Source organism: Streptomyces sp. NPDC060002, from assembly GCF_042737245.1.
Taxonomy (GTDB): Bacteria; Actinomycetota; Actinomycetes; order Streptomycetales; family Streptomycetaceae; genus Streptomyces.
This window is the reverse complement of the sequence record NZ_JBHWUW010000013.1, coordinates 18,791-39,418: the sequence shown is the minus strand read 5'-3', so window position 1 is coordinate 39,418 and position 20,628 is coordinate 18,791. Positions and strand designations below refer to the sequence as shown.

Annotated in this window: 17 protein-coding genes and 1 riboswitch; of the genes, 11 read left to right on the top strand and 6 right to left on the bottom strand. The window is 71.3% G+C overall.

What is annotated here, in order from left to right:
- Nucleotides 1-37: 37 nt before the first annotated feature.
- Nucleotides 38-1,207 (top strand): citrate synthase, encoded by a 1,170-nt coding sequence (locus tag ACFWBD_RS14690; RefSeq protein ID WP_385666899.1) that lies wholly within the window; start codon nt 38-40, stop codon nt 1,205-1,207.
- Between the two features lie 79 nt (nt 1,208-1,286).
- Here the strand turns inward: ACFWBD_RS14690 and ACFWBD_RS14685 are convergent, their stop codons facing one another.
- Nucleotides 1,287-1,526 (bottom strand): hypothetical protein, encoded by a 240-nt coding sequence (locus tag ACFWBD_RS14685; RefSeq protein ID WP_230194432.1) that lies wholly within the window; start codon nt 1,524-1,526, stop codon nt 1,287-1,289.
- A 265-nt stretch (nt 1,527-1,791) separates the two neighbouring features.
- The gene (locus ACFWBD_RS14680; protein ID WP_385566999.1) at nt 1,792-2,349 is read right to left on the bottom strand and encodes a DUF6082 family protein; all 558 of its coding nucleotides are present in this window, start codon (nt 2,347-2,349) and stop codon (nt 1,792-1,794) included.
- Nucleotides 2,350-2,672: 323 nt separating this feature from the next.
- Here ACFWBD_RS14680 and ACFWBD_RS14675 point away from each other — a divergent pair, with 323 nt between their 5' ends.
- Nucleotides 2,673-3,734, top strand: coding sequence for a CobW family GTP-binding protein (locus tag ACFWBD_RS14675; RefSeq protein ID WP_385666897.1), 1,062 nt, complete (start codon nt 2,673-2,675; stop codon nt 3,732-3,734).
- Here ACFWBD_RS14675 and ACFWBD_RS14670 read toward each other — a convergent pair.
- Nucleotides 3,731-6,205 (bottom strand): DNA topoisomerase (ATP-hydrolyzing) subunit A, encoded by a 2,475-nt coding sequence (locus ACFWBD_RS14670; protein ID WP_385666895.1) that lies wholly within the window; start codon nt 6,203-6,205, stop codon nt 3,731-3,733. The genes ACFWBD_RS14675 and ACFWBD_RS14670 overlap by 4 nt on opposite strands.
- A gap of 270 nt (nt 6,206-6,475) precedes the next feature.
- On the opposite strand from ACFWBD_RS14670, the gene ACFWBD_RS14665 reads away from it, so the two are divergent.
- The 4 genes from ACFWBD_RS14665 (at nt 6,476) to ACFWBD_RS14650 (ending at nt 11,234) form a co-directional block, all read left to right on the top strand.
- A complete protein-coding gene (locus tag ACFWBD_RS14665) occupies nt 6,476-7,825 on the top strand; it encodes a M16 family metallopeptidase (RefSeq protein WP_385666893.1) in 1,350 nt (449 codons plus the stop codon).
- Complete coding sequence (locus tag ACFWBD_RS14660) at nt 7,822-9,210, top strand: M16 family metallopeptidase (RefSeq protein ID WP_385666891.1); 1,389 nt, start codon at nt 7,822-7,824, stop codon at nt 9,208-9,210. The genes ACFWBD_RS14665 and ACFWBD_RS14660 overlap by 4 nt, the downstream gene beginning before the upstream one ends.
- A gap of 201 nt (nt 9,211-9,411) precedes the next feature.
- Nucleotides 9,412-9,580, top strand: a riboswitch (cyclic di-AMP (ydaO/yuaA leader).
- A gap of 14 nt (nt 9,581-9,594) precedes the next feature.
- Entirely contained in the window at nt 9,595-10,350 is a 756-nt protein-coding gene (locus ACFWBD_RS14655; protein ID WP_385666889.1) for a M23 family metallopeptidase, read from the top strand.
- 188 nt (nt 10,351-10,538) lie between these two features.
- Nucleotides 10,539-11,234: a GntR family transcriptional regulator gene (locus tag ACFWBD_RS14650; RefSeq protein WP_385666887.1), complete on the top strand. Its 696-nt coding sequence runs from the start codon at nt 10,539-10,541 to the stop codon at nt 11,232-11,234.
- A 181-nt stretch (nt 11,235-11,415) separates the two neighbouring features.
- On the opposite strand, the gene ACFWBD_RS14645 is transcribed toward ACFWBD_RS14650, so the two are convergent.
- Nucleotides 11,416-11,697, bottom strand: coding sequence for an HPr family phosphocarrier protein (locus tag ACFWBD_RS14645; protein WP_020125117.1), 282 nt, complete (start codon nt 11,695-11,697; stop codon nt 11,416-11,418).
- Between the two features lie 180 nt (nt 11,698-11,877).
- Here ACFWBD_RS14645 and ACFWBD_RS14640 point away from each other — a divergent pair, with 180 nt between their 5' ends.
- The 4 genes from ACFWBD_RS14640 to ACFWBD_RS14625 all read left to right on the top strand — a co-directional run bounded on the left by ACFWBD_RS14640 (nt 11,878) and on the right by ACFWBD_RS14625 (nt 17,417).
- Nucleotides 11,878-14,691: a GNAT family N-acetyltransferase gene (locus ACFWBD_RS14640; protein ID WP_385666885.1), complete on the top strand. Its 2,814-nt coding sequence runs from the start codon at nt 11,878-11,880 to the stop codon at nt 14,689-14,691.
- 177 nt (nt 14,692-14,868) lie between these two features.
- Complete coding sequence (locus tag ACFWBD_RS14635) at nt 14,869-15,456, top strand: DUF5998 family protein (protein ID WP_351759610.1); 588 nt, start codon at nt 14,869-14,871, stop codon at nt 15,454-15,456.
- Complete coding sequence (locus ACFWBD_RS14630) at nt 15,456-16,700, top strand: alkaline phosphatase family protein (protein WP_385666883.1); 1,245 nt, start codon at nt 15,456-15,458, stop codon at nt 16,698-16,700. Before ACFWBD_RS14635 ends, ACFWBD_RS14630 begins: the two co-directional genes overlap by 1 nt.
- 69 nt (nt 16,701-16,769) lie before the next feature.
- The gene (locus ACFWBD_RS14625; RefSeq protein WP_385666881.1) at nt 16,770-17,417 is read left to right on the top strand and encodes a thymidine kinase; all 648 of its coding nucleotides are present in this window, start codon (nt 16,770-16,772) and stop codon (nt 17,415-17,417) included.
- Here the strand turns inward: ACFWBD_RS14625 and ACFWBD_RS14620 are convergent.
- Nucleotides 17,414-18,244 carry a VOC family protein gene (locus ACFWBD_RS14620; RefSeq protein WP_385666879.1) on the bottom strand — a complete coding sequence of 277 codons (831 nt, stop codon included), beginning with the start codon at nt 18,242-18,244 and terminating at the stop codon, nt 17,414-17,416. The two genes, ACFWBD_RS14625 and ACFWBD_RS14620, sit on opposite strands and share 4 nt — an antisense overlap.
- Before the next feature lie 220 nt (nt 18,245-18,464).
- On the opposite strand from ACFWBD_RS14620, the gene ACFWBD_RS14615 reads away from it, so the two are divergent.
- Nucleotides 18,465-19,316, top strand: a complete 852-nt coding sequence (locus ACFWBD_RS14615; protein WP_385666877.1) for a sulfurtransferase — start codon at nt 18,465-18,467, stop codon at nt 19,314-19,316.
- 126 nt (nt 19,317-19,442) lie between these two features.
- Here ACFWBD_RS14615 and sepH read toward each other — a convergent pair whose 3' ends face one another.
- Complete coding sequence (gene sepH, locus ACFWBD_RS14610; RefSeq protein WP_385666875.1) at nt 19,443-20,480, bottom strand: septation protein SepH; 1,038 nt, start codon at nt 20,478-20,480, stop codon at nt 19,443-19,445.
- Nucleotides 20,481-20,628: the final 148 nt, after the last annotated feature.

Genomic DNA, 20,628 nt, shown 5'->3' with positions numbered 1-20,628 from the left:
CATGCATGTACTGTCGATTCTTTTTCATGGTGGCCACATGTCCGTCAACCTGTCACACGCATCACCAAGGGCCGGGCCGGGGGGACTCGGGGGTGTCGTCGTCGCCCACCCGCTGGTCGGCGACGTCCGAGGGCGTGAGGGCTTCTACCACTACCGCCAGTATTCCGCCGTGGACCTCGCTCGCACCCGCCGCTTCGAGGACGTCTGGCACCTCCTGGTCCACGGCGGACTGCCGGACGCGCGACGGAGCGCCGCCTTCGCCGCCGAGACCGCGGCACTGCGGGGCCTCCCCGAGGAGGTCGGCGCCGCCCTGCCCGCGCTGGCGGCGGCGGCCGGTGCGGACGCGAACCCGCTGGCCGGGATGCGGACGGCATTGTCGCTGCTGGGCACGGCGAAGGGTTTCCGGCCGGTGTACGACCTCGACGCGGACCGACGCCGCGAGGACACCGTCGTCGCGTCCGCGGCCGTACCCACGCTGCTCACCGCGCTGTACCGGCTGGGACGCGGCCTCGACCCGGTCGAGCCGCGCGAGGACCTGCCGTACGCGGCGAACTACCTCTACATGCTGACCGGCGCGGAGCCCGATCCGGAGCGGGCCCGGGCGGTCGAGCAATACTTGATCTCCACCATTGATCACGGCTTCAACGCATCAACCTTCACGGCCAGGGTCATCGCCTCGACCGGGGCGGACGTGGCCGCGTGTCTCGTGGGGGCGGTGGGAGCGCTGTCGGGGCCGCTGCACGGCGGCGCGCCCAGCCGGGCCCTGGACACCCTGGACGCGATCGGCACCCCGGATCGCATCGATCCCTGGATCCGCGAGCGGGTCCTCGCCGGTGAGCGCATCATGGGTTTCGGTCACGCCGTCTACCGCACGGAGGACCCGCGTTCGCGCATGCTCCGCGAGATCGCCCGGCGATTCGGGGGCCCGCGAGTCGAGTTCGCCGTCGAGGTGGAGCGGTGCGTCGAGGCGATCCTCGCCGAGCTGAAGCCCGGCCGGGAGCTGCACACGAACGTGGAGTTCTACGCGGGCGTGGTCATGGAGCTCTGCGGGCTGCCCCGCGAGATGTTCACCCCGACCTTCGCGGCGGCGCGGGTGGTGGGCTGGAGCGCCAACATCCTGGAGCAGGCCGAGGACTCGAAGATCATCCGCCCCGTCGCGCGGTATGTGGGGCCGGGGGCACCGGCCGAGGTGCCGGCGGTGGCCTGAACGCGGCCCGAGGGCGCGGATACGCGAGGAAGGCCCGGTATCGCGGCCGGGCCGGCCGGGCCGTTCCTCTCGAAGGGCGCTAAAGGTCCGGAATATCGGCCTTCGCGCGAATCAGGGTCTCGCGGGTGATGACGACAATTCTCTCGTGGTCGCCGCGTGAGGCATCGGAGGGAAGGTCCGGGTCCAGTGAATCCGTGGCATCCGTGCCGATAACGGCGAAATTACCATCGGCAAGTTCGAAAATATCGGGGCAATTCGCTCCGCTCACGCTTCCCCGAGCGCGCGGAGATGCACCGATCCGACGGATGATCTGACTCACTGTTGCTTCCTTGGGTCCGTTGGTTTGCGCACGACGACTGCGCGGTGCAAGGCGGGCCCTGTGGGGTCGCTCGTCATCCGGCGGCGTAGGCGACGATCTGGTGGGGTCCTCTACGCGATCAAGCGCGAGTCAACTCCCTGACGCCTCACTTAACTCTCGACTTGACCTTTTCGTAATGGGCCGAGGGTGTGATTCCGCAGGAGGGGGTGCGAGCCCCGGAGTGTGAGCCCTCGGCCGCCGGAGTGCGCCGAGGGCCGGTGGAAGTTCACGAGCTCGGCGGCTCGCCCACCACCCACCATTCGTCGGCGTCCGACTCCTCGAGTTGCGTCAGGAGTTCGTCCACCATGCGGCCGAGTTCCGCTTCGTCCGAACCGTCGGCAATGGTCGCCCGCTGGTGTCGCGTCGCGTACCAGTACTCCCGTACCACAGGGTTCTGAAGAATGCCCCGAATGTACCCGAAGAACTCCTCGCGGGAGATGTTGCCTATCCGGTAATAAAACAGCGCGTTCGTATAGAGAGCGTTGGCGTAGAGGTACTGGCGCCGCTGCTTGGTGGAAACGGGCGCCTCGAAGAGGTCCAGTACTTCCGCCAGTTCGGGGTCGTCGATGGCTTTGCTCAGCAATTCCCAGTGCAGGCGCTGCTGGTTGGCCAGATTGGTGTGCTGCTGGGAGTGGGCGGTCCGTTCCAGGTGCTCCAGTCGTACCCGCAGTGTCTCCAGCGCATGGCGTTGTGCCGCCATGGTGACGAGGGCACCCGCGGCCATGCCGGCCGCCGCCGCGGCGACTGCACCGAGTCCGCGGACCCCAAACCTCTGTGTGGCCATGTCAAAAACCCCCGATCGAGCGGCCGTGCGCCGGTCGTCGGGGTGCGGGTGGACGTGACGGGGACCGGCGAGCGGTGGGCGGCGCTTGCCGTCTCCCAGAGTGCCGAGCGGCTCTGACCGGCGGGGGAGGCGGAGGGGAGGCGCACGGAGGGAACCGAGGGTCGCACGCCAGGGCGCCTTGCCCAACGTCTGCCCCGCGGATGCTGCTAACAATCGTTCACTTCGCGGTGATTCCTGCGGCTCGTATCCTGGGGCGGCATTCGATCCTCGTACGCGCGCCGGGCCGCGCGCCGGTGCACGCGTAGGTTTGAGAAAGGTCGCACGTGTCGCAGAGCCGCAGTCCGCAGCAGATCCCGGTCGTCGTACTCGCCGGATTCCTCGGTTCCGGCAAGACGACCCTGCTCAACCATCTCCTGCATCGCAGCGGAGGCAGCCGCATCGGCGCGATCGTGAACGACTTCGGCGCCATCGAGATCGACGCCATGGCCGTGGCCGGCGCGCTCGGCGACTCCACCGTCTCCCTCGGCAACGGCTGTCTGTGCTGCGCCGTCGACGCCGGCGAACTCGACGTGTACCTCGAACGGCTCGCCGGGCCGGCCGTCGGCATCGATGTCATCGTCATCGAGGCCAGCGGTCTCGCCGAGCCGCAGGAACTCGTGCGGATGGTGCTGGCCAGTGAGCATCCCGGCATCGTCTACGGCGGGCTCGTCGAAGTCGTCGACGCCGCCGAGTTCGACGAGACCCGGGCGCAGCACCCCGGGATCGACCGGCACCTCGCCCTCGCCGACCTCGTCGTGGTGAACAAACTCGACCGCGCGCCCGACGCCGACCGGGTCCTCGGACTCGTCCGCTCCCTCACCGACCGGGCCGCCGTCGTCCCCGCCACCTACGGCCGCATCGACCCCGAGTTCCTCTTCGACTGCCGGCCGGGCGAGGAGCGTGTCGGGCAGCTCTCCTTCGACGACCTGCACGACCACTCCGGAGACGATCACGCGGAGCACCTCCACAGCTCGTACGACAGCCTCTCCTTCACCTCCGAGGTACCCCTCGAACCCCGCCGGTTGATGGAGTTCCTCGACAGCCGGCCCGAGGGGCTGTACCGGATCAAGGGGTATGTCGACTTCGGTCCGCACGACCCGGCCAACCGGTACGCCGTGCACGCCGTCGGGCGCTTTCTCCGCTTCTACCCGGAGCCCTGGCCGGCCGCCGACGCCCGCCTGACCCAGCTCGTCCTCATCGGCTCCGGCATCGACACCGCTGCCCTCGGCAAGGAACTCGAGGCGTGCAAGGAGGACGCCCCAGGCGCCGACGAGCACGGCATGTGGGGCGTCCTGCGCTATGTACGGGCTCCCGACGACGAGGCCTTCCAGGAGGCCGAGGCCTAGAGCGGTCCCGCCACCACCGAGACCGTCTTCGTCAGGGACACGCCCGAGCCGTCACGGCGCGGGTCCATCTCCGGCAGCTCGGCGGGCAGGCCGTTCTTCTGCGCGGCCTTGGCGGGCACGGGGCCCGCCCAGGCCAGGGACAGGCAGTCCTCGCCCTTCAGGAACCGCTGGCAGCGCACACCGCCCGTGGCGCGGCCCTTGCGCGGGTACTGGTCGAAGGGGGTCACCTTGGCGGTCGTCTGGACGGAGTCGTCCAGGGTTCCGCGTGAGCCCGCGATCGTGAAGACCACCGCGTCCACCGCGGGGTCCACGGCAGTGAACGAGATCACCTTCGCGCCCTCGGTGAGCTTGATGCCCGCCATACCGCCCGCCGCGCGGCCCTGCGGACGCACCTGCGAGGCCTGATAGCGCAACAGCTGGGCGTCGTCGGCGATGAAGACCAGATCCTCCTCGCCGGTACGCAGTTCGACGGCACCGACGATCCGGTCGCCGTCCCGGAGGGTGATGACCTCCAGCTCGTCCTTGTTGGTCGGGTAGTCGGGCACGACCCGCTTGACGACGCCCTGTGCCGTGCCGATGGCCAGGCCCGGGGACGACTCGTCGAGTGTGGTCAGGCAGATCACCGTCTCGTCGCCCTCCAGGGAGACGAACTCCGCCAGCGGGGCACCGCCCGAGAGGTTCGGCGCCGAGACCGTGTCCGGGAGCTGCGGCAGGTCGACGACGTTGATCCGCAGCAGACGGCCCGAGGAGGTGACCGCGCCGATCTCCCCGCGCGCGGTGGCCTGCACCGCCGAGACGATCACATCGTGCTTGGTGCGCTTGCCGCCCCCTTCCTCGGCGTCCTCCGCGTCCTCCGTGAAGGGCTCGCCGTTCGCCGTGCGGGCCAGCAGGCCAGTGGAGGACAGCAGGACACGGCACGGGTCGTCCGCGACCTGGAGGGGCACGGCGGTGGCCGTGGTACCCGACGACTCCAGCAGGACCGTACGGCGCTCGGTGCCGAACTTCTTCGCCACCGAAGCCAGTTCGGCCGAGACCAGCTTGCGCAGCTCGGCGTCCGAGTCCAGGATCCGGGTCAGCTCGGCGATCTCCTCGTTGAGCCTCTCCTTCTCCGCCTCCAGCTCGATGCGGTCGAACCTGGTGAGCCGGCGCAGCGGGGTGTCCAGGATGTACTGGGTCTGGATCTCCGACAGCGAGAAGCGCTCCATCAGGCGCTGCTTCGCCTCCGCGCTGTTGTCGCTGGAGCGGATCAGGCGGATGACCTCGTCGATGTCTACGAGCGCCGTCAGCAGGCCCTCCACCAGGTGCAGCCGGTCACGGCGCTTGGTGCGGCGGAACTCGCTGCGGCGGCGCACCACGGTGAAGCGGTGGTCGAGGTAGACCTCCAGGAGCTCCTTGAGGCCCAGCGTGAGCGGCTGGCCGTCGACCAGCGCCACGTTGTTGATGCCGAAGGACTCCTCCATCGGGGTCAGCTTGTACAGCTGCTCCAGGACGGCCTCCGGCACGAAGCCGTTCTTGATCTCGATGACCAGGCGCAGACCGTGCGCGCGGTCGGTGAGGTCCTTGACGTCGGCGATGCCCTGGATCTTCTTCGAACCGACCAGGTCCTTGATCTTGGCGATGACCTTCTCGGGCCCGACGGCGAAGGGCAGTTCGGTGATGACCAGACCCTTGCGGCGGGCCGTGACGGTCTCCACCGACACCGTGGCGCGGATCTTGAACGTGCCGCGGCCGTTCTCGTAGGCGTCCCGGATGCCGGAGAGGCCGACGATCCGGCCGCCGGTGGGCAGGTCGGGGCCCGGAACGTACTTCATCAGGGCGTCCAGATCCGCGCCGGGATAGCGGATCAGATGGCGGGCGGCCGCGATGACCTCGCCCAGGTTGTGCGGCGGCATGTTCGTGGCCATGCCGACCGCGATCCCGGACGCGCCGTTGACCAGCAGGTTCGGGAAGGCGGCGGGCAGTGCCACCGGCTCCTGCTCCTGGCCGTCGTAGTTGGGCGAGAAGTCGACCGTGTCCTCGTCGATCGACTCCGTCATCAGGCTCGTCGCCTGGGCCTGGCGGCACTCGGTGTACCGCATGGCGGCCGGCGGGTCGTCGTTGCCCAGCGAGCCGAAGTTGCCGTGGCCGTCGATCAGCGGCACCCGCATGGAGAAGGGCTGGGCCATCCGCACCAGGGCGTCGTAGATCGACGCGTCACCGTGCGGGTGCAGCTTGCCCATGACCTCGCCGACGACCCGGGCGCACTTCACATAGCCGCGCTCCGGGCGCAGGCCCATCTCGTTCATCTGGTAGACGATGCGGCGGTGCACCGGCTTGAGGCCGTCACGGGCGTCCGGCAGGGCGCGGGAGTAGATGACCGAGTACGCGTACTCGAGAAAGGAGCCCTGCATCTCGTCGACGACGTCGATGTCGAGGATGCGCTCCTCGTACGAGTCGTCGGGCGGCGGGGTCTTCGTGCTGCGGCGGGCCATCGCTGCCGGCTCCTTGCTGGGGCGTGATACGGGATCTGACGCGGACCATTGTGGACCGTGGCACTGACAGCGCGGGCGAGGACCCGGCGTCGGCCGTCTCGCCCGAACGCAGAGGCATCTCCTCCACGGCTGCCCGCAGGCTACGCGATCTCGCTCTCGGCGTATGTCGCCCGGGAACTTCGCGGACCGTCCGCACGCTTGCATACAGTGGCAGGACCGGCAGGAAAACCGCGGTTTCGACGACCGCGTCCGCGATCGGAAGGGACGTACATGCCCATGGGTCACACGGCCACAGCCCAGGCAGGCTCCGGGGGCCTGACAGCGACCGAGCACCGTCTGGCCAACGGCCTGCGCGTGGTGCTCTCGGAGGACCACCTGACCCCCGTCGCAGCGGTGTGCCTCTGGTACGACGTCGGTTCACGCCACGAAGTCAAGGGGCGTACCGGTCTTGCTCACCTTTTCGAGCACCTGATGTTCCAGGGATCGGGCCAGGTCAAGGGGAACGGCCACTTCGAGCTGGTCCAGGGGGCCGGCGGCTCGCTCAACGGCACCACCAGCTTCGAGCGCACGAACTACTTCGAGACCATGCCCACCCACCAGCTGGAGCTCGCCCTCTGGCTGGAGGCCGACCGCATGGGCTCGCTGCTCACCGCGCTGGACGACGAGTCGATGGAGAACCAGCGCGACGTCGTCAAGAACGAGCGCCGCCAGCGCTACGACAACGTCCCCTACGGGACGGCCTTCGAGAAGCTGACCGCCCTCGCCTACCCGGACGGCCACCCCTACCACCACACGCCGATCGGCTCGATGGCCGACCTGGACGCGGCGACCCTGGAGGACGCGCGCGCGTTCTTCCGCACGTACTACGCGCCCAACAACGCGGTCCTTTCCGTGGTCGGCGACATCGACCCGGAGCAGACCCTCGCCTGGGTCGAGAAGTACTTCGGCTCGATCCCCGGCCACGACGGCAAGCCCGCGCCCCGTGACGGCGGACTGCCCGAGGTCATCGGCGAACAGCTGCGCGAGATCGTCGAGGAGGAGGTGCCGGCCCGTGCGCTGATGGCCGCCTACCGGCTGCCCGAGGACGGCACGCGTGCGTGCGACGCCGCCGACCTGGCGCTCACCGTCCTCGGCGGCGGCGAGTCCTCCCGCCTCTACAACCGGCTGGTGCGCCGCGACCGTACGGCCGTCGCCGCCGGCTTCGGCCTGCTGCGGCTCGCCGGAGCGCCCTCCCTGGGCTGGCTGGACGTGAAGACGTCCGGCGACGTCGAGGTGCCCGTCATCGAGACGGCCATCGACGAGGAGCTCGCCCGGTTCGCCGAGGAGGGCCCCACGGCCGAGGAAATGGAGCGGGCCCAGGCGCAGTTGGAGCGTGAGTGGCTCGACCGGCTCGGCACGGTCGCCGGCCGCGCCGACGAACTGTGCCGGTTCGCCGTGCTGTTCGGTGACCCGCAGCTCGCCCTCACCGCCGTGCAGCGCGTGCTGGACGTGACGCCGGAGGAGGTGCAGGAGATCGCCAAGGCCCGCCTGCGCCCCGACAACCGCGCGGTGCTCGTCTACGAGCCGACCGCCGCCGAAGCCCCCGCCGACCAGGACGAGAACGAGGAGGCGGCCCGGTGACCGAGCTCGCCACGATGGACTTCCACCCCCAGCCCCGGGCGGGCGAGGCCAAGCCGTGGGCGTTCCCGGCGCCCGAGCGCACCGCGCTGGCCAACGGCCTGACCGTGCTGCACTGCCACCGTCCCGGCCAGCAGGTCGTCGCCGTCGAGATCCTCCTCGACGCACCCCTGGACGCCGAACCGGCCGACCTCGACGGCGTCGCCACGATCATGGCGCGTGCCTTCTCCGAGGGCACCGACAAGCACTCCGCCGAGGAGTTCGCCGCCGAACTGGAGCGCTCCGGCGCCACCCTGGACGCGCACGCCGATCACCCCGGCGTCCGGCTGAGCCTCGAAGTGCCGGCCTCGCGCCTGTCCAAGGGCCTCGGTCTGCTCGCCGACGCCCTGAGGGCCCCCGCGTTCGCCGACAGCGAGGTCGAGCGCCTCGTCCGCAACCGCCTGGACGAGATCCCGCACGAGCTGGCCAACCCCTCCCGGCGCGCCGCCAAGGAGCTCTCCAAGGAGCTGTTCCCGGCCACCGCGCGGATGTCGCGCCCACGCCAGGGCACCGCGGAGACGGTCGAGAAGATCGACTCCGCTGCCGTACGCGCCTTCTACGAGAAGCACGTCCGTCCCGCCACGGCCACCGCCGTGGTCGTCGGCGACCTCACCGGCGTCGACCTGGAGGCGCTCCTCGGCGACACCCTGGGCGCCTGGACGGGCTCCTCGGCCCAGCCGCGGCCCGTGCCGCCGGTGACCGCCGACGACACCGGCCGCGTCGTCATCGTGGACCGTCCCGGCGCCGTCCAGACGCAGTTGCTGATCGGCCGGATCGGCGCCGACCGGCACGACCGTGTGTGGCCCGCGCAGGTGCTCGGCACGTACTGCCTCGGTGGCACCCTCACCTCCCGGCTGGACCGTGTCCTGCGGGAGGAGAAGGGCTACACCTACGGTGTCCGCGCGTTCGGGCAGGTCCTGCGGTCCGCCCCCGACGGCTCGGGCGCCGCGATGCTCGCCATCAGCGGGTCCATCGACACCCCGAACACCGGTCCCGCTCTGGACGACCTGTGGAAGGTGCTGCGCACCCTCGCCGCAGAGGGGCTGACCGACGCCGAGCGGGACATCGCCGTGCAGAACCTGGTCGGTGTGGCGCCGCTGAAGTTCGAGACCGCCGCGGCCGTCGCCGGCACGCTGGCCGACCAGGTCGAGCAGCACCTGCCCGACGACTTCCAGGCCACGCTGTACCAGCAGCTCGCCGCGACCGGCACGGTGGAGGCCACCGCGGCGGCCGTGAACGCCTTCCCGGTGGACCGGCTGGTGACCGTTCTCGTGGGGGACGCGGCCCAGATCAAGGAGCCGGTCGAGGCCCTCGGCATCGGCGAGGTGAAGGTCGTGTCCGCGGAGTAGGTCCCGGCAACGGCACACGCGTGCGGGGGCCCTGGTCGACGAAAGCGTCACCAGGGCCTCCCCATGTCCGAATTGATGCGGAGGTTGCCTGTCTGCCCTGTGGGATGCGCTACAAAAACCGGGATCCGTTTGAGGATTGAAACCCCGCCGCTTAGCGTCATCCGGGCTGTTCGTCAGGCAGTGCGCCGCAGCCGCGGCACCGGACAGTCATCGCCGAGTCCCCGTACGGCGCGAGCCAGGGGAGCCGGGGACCCAATTGTGAAGTCCCTGGGGTGAATCGGACGCCCGCGCGTGAACGCGAGGGGGTCCGTAGGAGACCTTCCTGCTCCGAACCCGTCAGCTAACCCGGTAGGCGAGAGGGAAGGAAAGGACACCCCCGACTTCATGGCGTTCACCAGCGCCCCCGGGAAGCACCGTCGGCCCAGCCGGATGCAGCGCAGCAGCGTTCGCGCGGCGGGCATCGCGGCGCTCACCACCACCGGTGTCATGGCCACCGTCGCCTCCACCCCGGCCTTCGCCGCCGAGCCCACCCCCGAGCAGACCGGGCTGATCCCCGTCGTGACCGCCGGCGAGTCCGCAGCCGAGTCCGTCGCGGAGCAGGTCGACGACCAGGTCGCCCGGCAGAAGCAGGCCGCCTTCGAGGAGGCCGCCCGTCAGGCCGCCGCCAAGAAGGCCGTGGAGGAGCGCGAGGCACGCGTGCGTGCCGCCCGCGAGGCCGAGCGCAAGCGCCTCAACACCTTCGTGCTGCCGATCACCGGTTCCTACGTCTCCACCAGTTACCAGGCCAGCAGCTCGCTGTGGTCCTCCGGCAGCCACACCGGCGTCGACTTCCACGCCGCGAGCGGTACCTCCGTGCACTCGGTCGGCTCCGGCACCGTGGTCGAGGCCGGCTGGGGCGGGTCCTACGGCAACCAGATCGTGATCAAGATGAACGACGGGACCTACACCCAGTACGGTCACCTGTCGTCCCTCGCGGTGTCGGTGGGCCAGACGGTCACCCCGGGCGAGCGGATCGGCCTGTCCGGCGCCACCGGCAACGTCACCGGCGCGCATCTGCACTTCGAGGCCCGCACCACCGCGGAGTACGGCTCGGACATCGACCCGGTCGCCTACCTCCGCAACCACGGCGTGAACGTCTGACGACTCACGGCGACAGATCGTCTTGCCCCGGCCCTTGCGGCCGGGGCTTTCGCTGTTTCCGAGGCCCTGCTGTCCAAAAAATATCCCTGGATTCCGGCCCGCCATCGGAAATTCCCGCTCATTGCAATAGAGTCACGGAACACACGTCAATCGTCGACGTTTCACGGGGATTAAGGCGGAGGTCCGTCATGCGTATTCCGGCGCACTCGGTGTGCACGGCCATTCGGGACGACATCGTCGCGGGTGTCTACGAGCGCGGCAGCCGCCTCACCGAGGAGCTCCTCGCCCGCCGCTACGGCGTTTCCCGCGTCCCGGTCCGAGAGGCGCTGCGCACGCTGGAGGCCGAGGGCTTCGTCGTCACGCGGCGGCACGCGGGCGCGTGCGTCGCGGAGCCGACCGAGCAGGAGGCGGCGGACCTGTTGGAGATGCGCATGCTGCTGGAGCCGCTCGGCGCCTCACGGGCCGCCCAGCGGCGCACCGAGGCCCATCTGAAGGTGCTGCGCGGACTCGTCCGGCTGGGCCAGGAGCGGGCCAGGCGGGGCAACAGCGAGGATCTGCGCTCCCTGGGGAGCTGGTTCCACGAGACCCTCGCCCAGTCCTCCGGAAGCCATGCCCTGACGTCGATGCTCACTCAGCTCCGCCACAAGATCGCCTGGATGTACGCGGTGGAGGCGCCGGCCAGCCCCGTGGAGTCATGGGCGGAGCACGGCGCGATCGTGGACGCGGTGGCGCGCGGCGACGGCGAGCGCGCGCGGGCGATCACGGCGCTGCACACCGAGCGCGCGACGACCGCGCACCGGCTGCGCTTTCCCGGCAACCCCGAGCGCGCCGACCGTGTGAGAACTTCGCAACCTCCCGTAAACATGACGGGTCTGCGGCATTAACACGGGGGCCGTATACAAAGAGGGGATAATTCGCGGGGGATTATTTCTGCTGCCCGTGACGGGAAATGCGAAGGGCTCGCCCGATAATTCGGACGAGCCCTTCGGGGTCAGCGGGACGGCGCCTTTCAAGTGGCGAACACCGCAACCGTCAATTGGGCGACCCGTTAAGGGGTGCGCACGCTCAGACGGTCTCGGGGAGCTCCTCGAGACCCTCGGCGACCAGCTTCGCGAGCCGGTCGAGGGCGGCGTCGGCGCCGTCGGCCTCGGAGGCGAGGACGATCTCCTCGCCGCCCTGGGCGCCCAGGCCGAGAACGGCCAGCATGGAGGCCGCGTTGACGGGGTTGCCGTCGGCCTTGGCGATCGTCACCGGGATACCTGCGGCCGTGGCGGCCCGGACGAAGATGGAAGCGGGGCGGGCGTGAAGGCCCTCGGCCCAGCCGACGTTGACGCGGCGCTCAGCCATGTGATGCTGCCCTTCAGTGTTCAGGTTGTCTAGACCAGTGTTCCACACGTGAAGCGAGTGAGGGAGGGGTCGTGTGGGGTTCCCTCCCGACGTGGACGTCGGATCGCGGCCTCGATCCGACGTGCGTCCTCCACAGACTGCCTCGCGCCGTTGTCGTACGCGAGCCGTACTGTGGGCCCCATGCAGAGCGCGTCGGACCGGCACGAGTACCCCGCCCACTGGGAGGCCGACGTGGTGCTGCGCGACGGCGGCACCGCGCGCATCCGCCCCATCACCATCGATGACGCCGAGCGCCTGGTCAGCTTCTACGAGCAGGTTTCGGACGAGTCGAAGTACTACCGCTTCTTCGCGCCCTACCCGCGCCTGTCCGACAAGGACGTCCACCGCTTCACGCACCACGACTTTGTGGACCGGGTGGGACTCGCGGCCACGGTCGGCGGCGAGTTCATCGCCACCGTACGCTATGACCGCATTGGTGCCGACGGCATGGCGGCCTCGGCGCCGGCCGACGAGGCCGAGGTCGCGTTCCTCGTGCAGGACGCCCACCAGGGCAGGGGCGTCGCCTCCGCGCTGCTCGAGCACATCGCGGCCGTGGCACGCGAGCGCGACATCCGCCGCTTCGCGGCCGAGGTCCTCCCCGCCAACACCAAGATGATCAAGGTGTTCACGGACGCCGGTTACACCCAGAAGCGCAGCTTCGAGGACGGCGTCGTCCACCTGGAGTTCGGCCTCGAACCCACCGAGCGCTCCGTCGCCGTGCAGCGCGCGCGGGAACAGCGCGCCGAGGCGCACTCCGTGGGCCGGCTGCTGGCGCCCGGCTCCGTAGCAGTCGTCGGCACCGGCCGCACTCCCGGCGGCGTCGGACGGAGCGTCCTCGGCAACCTCCGCGAGGCCGGCTTCACCGGGCGGCTGTACGCCGTGAACAAGGCCTTCCCCGAGGACCTGAAGGAACTGGACGGGGTGCCCGCCCACCGCTCGGTGCGCGACATTGCGGCGCCCGTCGACCTCGCGGTCGTCGCCGTCCCGGCGGAGCAGGTCCCCGAGGCCGTCGCCGAGTGCGGCGAGCACGGCGTGCAGGGACTCGTGGTCCTCTCCGCCGGTTACGCCGAGAGCGGCCCCGACGGACGGGAGCGCCAGCGCCAACTCGTCCGGCACGCACGCGCGTACGGCATGCGGATCATCGGCCCCAACGCCTTCGGAGTCATCAACACCTCCCCGGAGGTGCGGCTGAACGCCTCACTGGCCCCGGAGATGCCCAGGCCCGGCCGGATCGGGCTGTTCGCCCAGTCCGGAGCCATCGGCATCGCCCTGCTGTCCCGCCTCCACCGGCGTGGCGGAGGCGTCACCGGCGTCACCGGCGTGTCGACCTTCGTCTCCTCCGGCAACCGCGCGGACGTCTCGGGCAACGACGTCCTCCAGTACTGGTACGACGACCCCGACACCGACGTCGCCCTCATGTACCTGGAGTCCATCGGCAACCCGCGCAAGTTCACGCGCCTCGCGCGGCGCACGGCGGCCGCCAAGCCCCTGGTCGTCGTCCAGGGCGCCGGTTCCGCCCCGCAGGGGCACGCCGTACGGGCGACGCGGCTGCCGCACGCGACGGTGTCGGCGCTGCTGCGGCAGGCCGGCGTGATCCGCGTGGACACCATCACCGAACTGGTCGACGCGGGCCTGCTGCTCGCCCGTCAGCCGCTGCCGACGGGCCCGCGGGTGGCCATCCTCGGCAACTCCGAGTCGCTGGGCCTGCTGACGTACGACGCCTGCCTCTCGGAGGGGCTGCGTCCGTTGCCGCCGCTGGACCTGACGACCGAGGCGTCGGCCCAGGACTTCCACGCGGCGCTCGCCCGGGCGCTGGCCGACGAGACGTGCGACGCCGTGGTCGTGACGGCGATCCCGGCGATCGGGGAGAGGTCGCCCGGGGACGCGGAACTCGCGCAGGCCCTGCGGTCGGCCGCGGCGGCCGCGCCCGCCAAACCGGTGCTCGTCGTGCACGTGGAACTCGGCGGTCTCGCCACGGCGCTGTCCGCCGCGACGAGCACCGCACCGCGCGCGGAAGCGGCCCCACGCGCGCGCACCGACGTCCCCGGCGAGGCGCAGCCGGTGCCCACCGCCGTCGAGGCACCCGAGGGAACGCACCTCATCCCCGCCTACCCCGCCGCCGAACGCGCCGTCCGCGCGCTCGCGGAGGCCGTGAAGTACGCCCAGTGGCGGCGCGAGGCGGCCGACGCCGGCAAGGTGCCCGAGTACGAGGACATCGACGAGAAGGGCGCCGCCGAACTGATCGGCGGGCTCCTCGCGCGCGGGCAGGGCCTGACCCTCGGCACCGACGAGACGTGCGAGCTGCTCGGCCGCTACGGCATCCGCACCCGGCGGGCGATCCAGGCGCCCACCCCGGACGAGGCCGCGCGGGCCGCGGACGCCCTCGGCTACCCCGTCGCCCTCAAGGCCACCGCCCCGCACCTGCGGCACCGCGCCGATCTGGGCGGCGTACGGCTCGATGTGGCCGACGAGGAGCAACTGCGCCGTTCGTACGCCGAGTTGACCGAGCTCTTCGGTAAGCCGGAGGAGATCCGCCCGGTCGTCCAGGCGATGGCACCGCGCGGCGTCGACACGGTCGTCCGCGCGGTCATCGACCCGGCGGCCGGAGCCGTACTGTCCTTCGGACTCGCCGGGGCCGCCTCACAGCTGCTCGGGGACATGGCGCACCGGCTGGTTCCGGTCACCGACCGCGACGCGGCCTCACTGATCCGTTCCATCCGGACCGCCCCCCTCCTCTTCGGCTGGCGCGGCTCGACGCCCGTCGACACCGCCGCCCTGGAGGAGCTGCTGCTGCGGGTGTCCCGGCTGGTCGACGACCACCCCGAGGTCGTCGCGGTCACCCTGGAGCCGGTCGTCGTCGCCCCGCACGGGCTGAGCGTCCTCGGCGCCTCCGTACGCCTCGCACCCCCGCCGGCACGCGACGACCTCGGACCGAGGACGCTGCCGGCCTACTGAGCAGACCGTCCGGGAGCACCTCGTCGGGCACGCGCGCGAGGACGCGCCGCCCGGGCAGCGGCTCGCCCGCGGAGGCGTCCCCCGGAGCGCCCATGGAGCGCACCCCGGCCGCCGCCGACGTACCGGAGCGGTACTGAGCGGTGCCTCGCAGTCAGTGGGTCCCCGTAGGATGGAGGCATGGCCAAGACCAGTACGACGACCCAGGGGCTGCGCGCGGCGATCGAGCGCAGCGGCTACTACCCGGCCCTCGTGGCCGAGGCGGTGGAGGCCGCCGTGGGCGGCGAGCCGATCCGGTCGTACCTGGTCCACCAGGAGACCACGTTCGACCAGAACGAGGTGCGCCGGCATGTGACCGTGCTGGTCCTCACCGGCAACCGCTTCATCGTCAGCCACACCGACGAGCAGGCCGCCGACACCACCTCCCCGACGCCGTACGCCACGACGTCCACGGAGTCCGTGAAGATCGGCCGGATCTCGTCCGTCGTCCTCAGCCGGGTGGTCGCCAACCCGGAGTCGTACACGCCGGGCACCCCGCCGCGCGAGGTCGTGCTGACCATCGGCTGGGGCGCCGTCTCCCGTATCGACCTGGAGCCGGCCGCCTGCGGCGACCCCAACTGCGACGCAGACCACGGCTACACCGGCAGCTCGACGGCGGACGACCTCAGCCTGCGCGTGAGCGAGGCCGGCGACGGCCCGGAGACGGTCCGCCAGACGCTCGTCTTCGCGCAGTCGCTCTCCGAGGCGACAGCGGACGTAACCCGCTGATGTCCCACCCGCCTCCCCCCGCCGCCCATGATCGAGGGCGCTCCGTGCCCGCCCCTTCCGATTCCGCCCTCTGGGACTTCCCCGAACCGCTGGCCGTCGGCTCCGCCCCCGTCCCCGAGTACGGCTCCGGCTCCCTCGCCGACCTGCTGCCCACGCTGGCGGCCGGCATGGGTGTACCCGGCACGACCGCGGCGATCCCCGAGCTCACCCCGGCCGACCGCAACTGCGTCTTCCTGATCGACGGCCTCGGCTGGGAGCAGATCAAGGCGCACCCCGACGAGGCGCCCTATCTCCACGCGCTGCTCGGCAGCTCGCGGGGCGGCACCGGACGTCCGCTCACCGCCGGCTACCCGGCGACCACCGCGACCTCCCTCGCCTCCGTCGGCACCGGCCTCCCGCCGGGCGCGCACGGCCTGCCCGGCTACACCGTGCGCAACCCGGCGACCGGCGCCCTGATGAACCAGCTCCGCTGGCAGCCGTGGACGGACCCGGGCGCCTGGCAGCCCTATCCCACGGTTTTCCAGCTCGCCCACAAGGCGGGTGTGCACGCCGCCCAGGTGTCGTCCCCCACCTTTCAGAACACCCCGCTGACCAAGGTCGCGCTCAGCGGCGGAACGTTTCACGGGCGGCTGACCGGCGAGGAGCGCATGGACTTCGCCGCCGCACAACTCGCCGCAGGTGACCGCTCCCTCGTCTATACCTACTACGCGGAACTGGACGGCGCCGGGCACCGCTACGGCGTCGCCTCCGACACCTGGCGCGGTCAGCTCATGTACGTCGACCGGCTCGTCCAGCGCCTCGCCGAGCAGCTCCCGCCGCGCAGCGCGCTCTACGTCACCGCCGACCACGGCATGGTCGACGTGCCCTTCGACGACGAACACCGCATCGACTTCGACGCGGACTGGGAGCTGCGCGCCGGGGTCGCCCTGCTGGGCGGCGAGGGCCGCGCCCGCCATGTCTACGCCGTGCCGGGCGCCGAGGACGACGTCCTGACCTGCTGGCGCGAGGTGCTCGGCGAGCAGTTCTGGATCGCCTCGCGCGACGAGGCGATCGCCGCGGGCTGGTTCGGGCCGCGGATCGACGAGCGGGTGTACGCCCGCCTCGGCGACGTGGTCGCGGCCGCCCGGGACGACGTCCTGATCATCGCCTCCGAACGGGAGCCCAAGGAGTCGGCGATGGTCGGCAACCACGGCTCGATGACCCCTGCCGAGCAGCTGGTCCCGCTGCTCGAAGTACGCTCCTGACGCCCGGAACCGTTCCTTCCTCCTCGACCCTTCTACCTTCAATCTTCACCGAAAGGCGCTCAACTCCCCATGCCCGAGCTGGTGTTCTTCTCCGGAACCATGGACTGCGGGAAGTCGACGCTGGCTCTCCAGATAGAGCACAACCGTTCCTCGCGCGGTCTCCAGGGAATGATCTTCACGCGGGACGACCGCGCGGGCGAGGGCAAGCTGTCCTCCCGGCTGGGCCTGGTCACCGACGCGGTCGAGGTCGAGGACGGTCAGGACCTCTACGCCTCCCTCGTCGACCATCTCTCGCAGGGCGGCCGCGCGGACTACGTGATCGCGGACGAGGCGCAGTTCCTGGCCGAGGAGCAGATCGACCAGCTCGCGCGCGTGGTCGACGACCTGGACATCGACGTATACGCCTTCGGGATCACCACCGACTTCCGTTCCAAGCTGTTCCCCGGCTCCCAGCGGCTCGTCGAACTCGCCGACCGGGTCGAGGTCCTCCAGGTCGAGGCGCTGTGCTGGTGCGGCGCGCGTGCCACGCACAACGCCCGCACGGTGGGCGGTGTCATGGTCGTGGAGGGCGCCCAGGTCGTCGTCGGCGACGTGGACCAGGCGGACACGGTCGGCTACGAGGTCCTGTGCAGGCGCCACCACCGCCGCCGTATGACCTCGGCGTCGGCGCGGGCGGCGGCCCTGTCGCCGGACGTGCTGCCGGTGCACCAGGTCTAGCCGCCGGCGGCTTCAGGGACCGTCTCTCGCCGAGGCCCCTGGATCAGGGAGAAGGGGGCCCCCTCGGGGTCGGCCACGCCCGCCACCCGCCCGTGCTCGCTGTCCTGGGCCGGCTCGAGGACGCGCCCGCCGAGATCGACGACGCGGCCGAGCGCCGCGTCCGTGTCGGCCACCTCGAAGAACGTCGTCCAGTGCGGTCCCCGGTCCCGGGGCAGCGCGGTGCCCACCCCGTGGATGCCGGCGACCGGACGGCCGGCGACGTGCAGGGTCACGTGGTCGAAGTCGGCGGACACCACCGTCTCCTCGTAACCGAAGACCGTCTCGTAGAACTTGCGGACGCCCGCGGCCTCGTAGGTCGTCAGCTCGTTCCAGGCGGGGGTGCCGGGCACGCCGGTGATCGTGGTGCCGACATGGGCCGCCGCCTGCCAGACGCCGAAGACGGCGCCCGAGGGGTCCGAGCCGATGGCCAGCCGGCCGGCGTCGGAGGCGTCCAGCGGGCCGACCCCGATGGTGCCGCCGCACAGCCGGACCGTTTCGGCGGTCGTGTCCACGTCGTCCGAGGCGAAATAGGGCGTCCAGGCGACCGGGAGATGGCGGTCCGGGGGCAGTTGGCCGATCCCGGCCACCTCGCGGCCGTCGAGCAGCGCCCGCGCATAGGGGCCCAGCGGCTGTGGGCCGGGTCGGAACTCCCAGCCGAACAGCTCGCCGTAGAACTCCTGCGTCGCGGTCAACCCGTGCGCCATCAGACTCACCCAGCAGGGTGTACCGGGCGCGTACCGGGCGTGTGCTGCGCCGATCGGGCCGGCCGACCCACCTGCCTCGGTCATCGTCACTCTCTCCTCGGCCCCTTGCGGTGGCCGTGTCGCTTCCGCCCTCGGAGGATGCCTGATAGGGGGTTTCTCATTGGCTTACGCGTGGTTGTCGCCGTATGTCGATCGCCTGTACGGCATGTGCTCGATCCCGCACGCCCAGTGATCGAGCCTGTCCGGCCGAGCAGATTAGCCGGACATGGGCGATGGGGCCACCCCGTACGCGAGGATGGTGACCATGAACGCCATCATCACCGCACCGGAACTGGCCGGCGACCTGGCGGGGGAGAATCCGCCCGTCGTCCTCGACGTCCGCTGGCAGCTCAGCGTGGCAAAGGCGGCGGGGGAGCCGCCGTTCGACGGGCGCGCCGCGTACGGGGCGGGGCACGTGCCCGGCGCGGTCTACGTCGACCTGGACCGGGAGCTCGCCGGAGCGCCGGGCGGCCGCGGCCGGCATCCGCTGCCCGACATCGCGCTGTTCGGTTCCGTGATGCGCCGGGCGGGTGTCTCGGCGGGCAGGCCGGTGGTCGTGTACGACGGCGGGCAGGGCTGGGCGGCGGCTCGCGCGTGGTGGCTGCTGCGCTGGACGGGTCACCCGGACGTGCGGGTCCTCGACGGCGGGTTGCCGTCGTGGCAGGGGGACCTCTCGGGCGACGTCCCCGCGCGCGTGGAGGGCGACTTCGAGCCCGTGCCGGGAGCCACGGGACTTCTCGACGCCGACGGGGCCGCCGCTCTCGCCCGCTCCGGAGTGCTGTTCGACGCCCGCGCGGGGGAGCGGTACCGGGGCGAGGTCGAGCCGATCGACCGGGTCGGCGGGCACATTCCGGGTGCCGTCTCCGCGCCCACGAACGACAACGTGGGCCCGGACGGCCGCTTCCTGTCCGCCGAGGACCTCAAGGACCGCTTCAAGGCGCTGGGGGCGTCCGACGACACCGAGGTCGGCGTGTACTGCGGCTCGGGCGTCTCCGGCGCCCACGAGGTGCTGGCCCTGGCGGTCGCGGGGATCCCGGCGGCCCTGTATGTCGGCTCCTGGTCGGAGTGGTCCTCGGACCCGGCCCGGCCGGTCGCCGTGGGTCCCGATCCTCGGTAGTCCCGTCGCGCGGACATGTCGGGGAGGGCCGCGCCGAACAGTGCGGCCCTCCCCCACGTATGTACTGGCGTGTCCACCGGATTGCGCGAACCGGCCGACGCCCCGGGCGAGTTGCCCGAGGGCCGGTTACTCCTGCTTCTTCCGCCGGGTGCCGAACACGATCTCGTCCCAGCTCGGCACCGCGGCCCGGCGGCCCGGACGGACGCCGTCCGCCTCGGCCTGACGGTCGGTGGCGCCCACGAGACGGTCGCGGTGGCTGCCGACGGAACGCGGCATGAGGACGTCCGCGTAGGCGGATCCGGCGGAGGCGGCCGGCGCCGGGGGTTCCTCGGCGACGGGCTCCTGCTCGTCGGGCTCCTCCGGGGCGGGTTCTGCCGGGCGTTCCGGGACGATCATGTCGCCACGGAAGCTCGGCACCGCCTCCAACAGGCTGGTCAGGGAGTCGCGTTCCCGCTCGCCGATGCTCTCCTCGGCGGGCTCGGACGGCTGGGCCTGCAGGCCGGGCCGGTCGAGCGCGCGGTCCAGCGGACGGTCGCGCGGCAGTCGTGCGATGCGCGGGACGAACGGAAAGCTGGGCTCGGGAGCGGCCAGGTCGTCGGACTCGCCGATCAGCGAACGCGCCTCGTCGTCGACGGCCTGGACCAGCCGCCGGGGCGGGTCGTACGTCCAGCTCGCCGAGTGCGGTTCGCCCGCGACCAGGTAGACCAGCAGGACTTCCCAGGTGCCGTCGTCACGACGCCACGAGTCCCACTGGACGGTGTCCTTGTCGGCGCCGCGCAGCAGCAGCCGTTCCTGGACGGCCTCGCCGAGTTGGGGTCCGGCGTTCTCACCGGGCCGACGGACCGGAGTCTTCCGGGCCCGCTCGGCCATGAAGGCGCGCTCGGCCAGCACGGGGCCCTCGAAGCGGCGCACACGGTCGACCGGGATGCCGGCCATCTGGGCGACTTCTTCCGCGGTGGCACCGGCACGTATACGCGCCTGGATGTCACGGGGGCGGAGATGGCTCTCCACCTCGATCTCGATCTGGCCGAGGCGGGGACGGTCGCCGCGGACGGCGGCGCGCAGACGCTCATCGATCGGAAGCGTGTACTCCGTGCTGTCCGCAGCCTTCAGCACCAGCCGTGTGCCGTCATTCGAGACGGCCACGACACGCAGTTCGGGCATGGGGACCTCCCGGGTGGTGCCTGCCGACGTCACGTGCGTCGCTGCTTCCGCTAGTCGAGTGTGGCCTGCCCGGGTGCAGCCTGCCACAACCTTGCCGAGTTGCCCGGCGTGTCGCGCTCAGGTCCCGCGTCGCCGTTATGGCACGGTT

What these genes read in the sequence shown, in the direction of transcription:
- ACFWBD_RS14650 (WP_385666887.1), top strand. Translation starts at nt 10,539, where the DNA reads ATGCGTATTCCGGCGCACTCGGTGTGCACGGCCATTCGGGACGACATC.
- sepH (WP_385666875.1), bottom strand. Translation starts at nt 20,480, where the DNA reads ATGCCCGAACTGCGTGTCGTGGCCGTCTCGAATGACGGCACACGGCTG.
- ACFWBD_RS14620 (WP_385666879.1), bottom strand. Translation starts at nt 18,244, where the DNA reads ATGACCGAGGCAGGTGGGTCGGCCGGCCCGATCGGCGCAGCACACGCC.
- ACFWBD_RS14645 (WP_020125117.1), bottom strand. Translation starts at nt 11,697, where the DNA reads ATGGCTGAGCGCCGCGTCAACGTCGGCTGGGCCGAGGGCCTTCACGCC.
- ACFWBD_RS14665 (WP_385666893.1), top strand. Translation starts at nt 6,476, where the DNA reads ATGCCCATGGGTCACACGGCCACAGCCCAGGCAGGCTCCGGGGGCCTG.
- ACFWBD_RS14670 (WP_385666895.1), bottom strand. Translation starts at nt 6,205, where the DNA reads ATGGCCCGCCGCAGCACGAAGACCCCGCCGCCCGACGACTCGTACGAG.
- ACFWBD_RS14625 (WP_385666881.1), top strand. Translation starts at nt 16,770, where the DNA reads ATGCCCGAGCTGGTGTTCTTCTCCGGAACCATGGACTGCGGGAAGTCG.
- ACFWBD_RS14640 (WP_385666885.1), top strand. Translation starts at nt 11,878, where the DNA reads ATGCAGAGCGCGTCGGACCGGCACGAGTACCCCGCCCACTGGGAGGCC.
- ACFWBD_RS14635 (WP_351759610.1), top strand. Translation starts at nt 14,869, where the DNA reads ATGGCCAAGACCAGTACGACGACCCAGGGGCTGCGCGCGGCGATCGAG.
- ACFWBD_RS14615 (WP_385666877.1), top strand. Translation starts at nt 18,465, where the DNA reads ATGAACGCCATCATCACCGCACCGGAACTGGCCGGCGACCTGGCGGGG.
- ACFWBD_RS14630 (WP_385666883.1), top strand. Translation starts at nt 15,456, where the DNA reads ATGTCCCACCCGCCTCCCCCCGCCGCCCATGATCGAGGGCGCTCCGTG.
- ACFWBD_RS14655 (WP_385666889.1), top strand. Translation starts at nt 9,595, where the DNA reads ATGGCGTTCACCAGCGCCCCCGGGAAGCACCGTCGGCCCAGCCGGATG.
- ACFWBD_RS14690 (WP_385666899.1), top strand. Translation starts at nt 38, where the DNA reads ATGTCCGTCAACCTGTCACACGCATCACCAAGGGCCGGGCCGGGGGGA.
- ACFWBD_RS14680 (WP_385566999.1), bottom strand. Translation starts at nt 2,349, where the DNA reads ATGGCCACACAGAGGTTTGGGGTCCGCGGACTCGGTGCAGTCGCCGCG.